The organism is Pseudomonas sp. P5_A2_2 (assembly GCF_054177685.1).
Genome location: NZ_JBGCUL010000717.1, coordinates 1 through 2,366, shown reverse-complemented (window position 1 = coordinate 2,366; position 2,366 = coordinate 1). Strand labels below are relative to the sequence as shown.

The following is a 2,366-nucleotide window of genomic DNA, read 5'->3' as shown; positions in this document are numbered from 1 at the left end:
CCTTGATGGAGGGGCGAAAGTGTTGCTGAGTGTGTGGTCGATGGCAACCGAAAACCGGGCATTCAATTCGGCTGGAAAATTACCCTTCTCCTGCACCCGCTTCACTGGCTAAGCTCAAGCCTCCCGAATTCCCGCAGAGGTCTCACCATGCCGCAGCAATGGCCAGCCGCCGACATCGCCCGTTTGATCCTCGATGGCTTTGACGATTACCGCGAGCATTTCCGGCAGATTACCGACGGCGCCCGGGCCCGCTTCGAACAGGCCCGGTGGCAAGAGACGCAATCGGCGTCGGCGGCGCGGATCAATCTGTACGAAGAAAAAGTCGGTGAAACCGTGGAGCGACTGCGCACCGCGTTTGACCCAGGCACCCTGGACGTCAGCTGCTGGCCGCTGGTCAAAAGCGCCTACATCAGCCTGATCGACCTGCGCTTCGACGATGAACTGTCCGAGACCTGGTACAACTCGATCTTCTGCGGGCTGTTCAGCCATGACCTGATCAGCGACGGCTGCATGTTCATCCACACCACCCGRCCGAGCCTGCGCCGTGCCCGGGCCGCGCAAACCCGCACCTACAAGCCGCAAGGCCAATTGTCGGCCATGCTCGCCAGCATCTTCGCCGACTACCGCTTCAGTGAGGATTACGCAGATCTGCCCGGTGACCTGAAGCGTCTCGAAGCGCAGTTGCGCGAGAACCTGCCGGATTGGGTGTGCAAGGACCCGGAGCTGAGCGTCGAGCTGTTTTCCTCGGTGCTGTACCGCAATAAAGGCGCGTACCTGGTGGGGCGCATCTACACCGCCGACGAGCAATGGCCGCTGGCGATTCCATTGCTGCACCTCGAAGGGCGCKGCATCCAGATCGATGCGCTGATCACCGACGAGGCGGACGTGTCGATCATCTTCTCGTTCACCCGCTCGTATTTCATGGTGGATGTGCCGGTGCCGGCGGAGTTCATCGGCTTCCTGCGGCGTATCCTGCCGGGCAAACACATTGCCGAGCTGTACACCTCGATCGGCTTCTACAAGCACGGCAAGTCGGAGTTCTACCGGGCACTGATCAATCACCTGGCCAACACCGACGACCAGTTCATCATGGCCCCCGGTGTGCGCGGCATGGTGATGAGCGTGTTCACCCTGCCGGGTTTCAACACCGTGTTCAAAATAATCAAGGACCGTTTCTCGCCGTCGAAAAACGTCGACCGCGCCACGGTGATCGAAAAGTACCGCTTGGTGAAAAGCGTCGACCGCGTCGGGCGCATGGCCGATACCCAGGAATTCGCCGATTTCCGTTTCCCGCTGAGCAAGTTCGATCCTGCGTGCCTGGAGGAACTGCTGGAAGTCGCGCCGTCGACGGTGTCGGTGGAAGGCGACACAGTGCTGATCCGTCACTGTTGGACCGAGCGCCGCATGACCCCGCTGAACCTCTATCTGGAAAACGCCAACGAGGCGCAGGTGCGCGAGGCCCTGGAGGACTACGGGCTGGCGATCAAGCAACTGGCGGCGGCCAACATCTTTCCCGGCGACATGCTGCTGAAGAACTTCGGCGTCACCCGTCACGGTCGTGTGGTGTTCTACGACTATGACGAAATCTGCTTCCTTACCGAGGCCAACTTTCGCCACATCCCGGCACCGCGCACCCCCGAAGACGAAATGGCGTCCGAACCGTGGTACTCGATCGGGCCGCTGGACGTGTTCCCGGAGGAGTTTCCGCCATTCCTGTTTGCCGATTCGGCGCAGCGCCGGTTGTTCGATCAGTTGCACGGCGAGTTGTACAACGCCGATTACTGGAAAAGCCTGCAGGAAGCGATTCGGGCGGGGAAGGTGATTGATGTGTTTCCGTATCGGCGTAAAGGTTTGGACAACGAGTAGTTCTCACCGACGCTATCGCGAGCAAGCTCGCTCCCACACTTGTGGTGCGGTGTGCCCAGATTTTGTGGTCGCTATAGATCCACTGTGGGAGCGAGCCAGCTCGCGATCGGCCGCGCAGCGGCCGTAAAATCTGCGACAATCGGCACCCTTGCGCCACTAGACGACTGAATTGCGTACCCGATGACCGACGAATCGCCCTCCATCGACAAATTGCTGAAAAACCTCGATCACGCCATGCTCGCCGACCGCCACCGGCTGCGGCGGCAGTTGCTTGAGCTGCGCAAGAAACCCGACGAAGCCAGGCTGGGCCAGTGGGTGACGCGGATGCAGGCGTCCTGTGAGCAGGTGCTGGCGCGCAAGGCCAGCCTGCCGGTGATTCGTTACGACGACAGCCTGCCGATTGCCGCCAAGCGCGACGAAATCAAAAAGGYGCTGGAAAAACACCAGGTGTTGATCATCGCCGGTGAAACCGGCTCGGGTAAAACCACCCAGTTGCCGAA

The 2,366-nt window shown here is 60.5% G+C and carries 2 protein-coding genes; both read left to right on the top strand.

Annotation, left to right across the window (positions count from 1 at the left end):
• Window positions 1-147 precede the first annotated feature (147 nt).
• Complete coding sequence (gene aceK / locus ACXRVY_RS24700) at window positions 148-1,866, top strand: bifunctional isocitrate dehydrogenase kinase/phosphatase (RefSeq protein WP_458238493.1); 1,719 nt, start codon at window positions 148-150, stop codon at window positions 1,864-1,866.
• Window positions 1,867-2,046: 180 nt separating this feature from the next.
• On the top strand, window positions 2,047-2,366 hold a 320-nt coding region (locus ACXRVY_RS24695), incomplete at its 3' end, for a hypothetical protein (protein ID WP_458238492.1).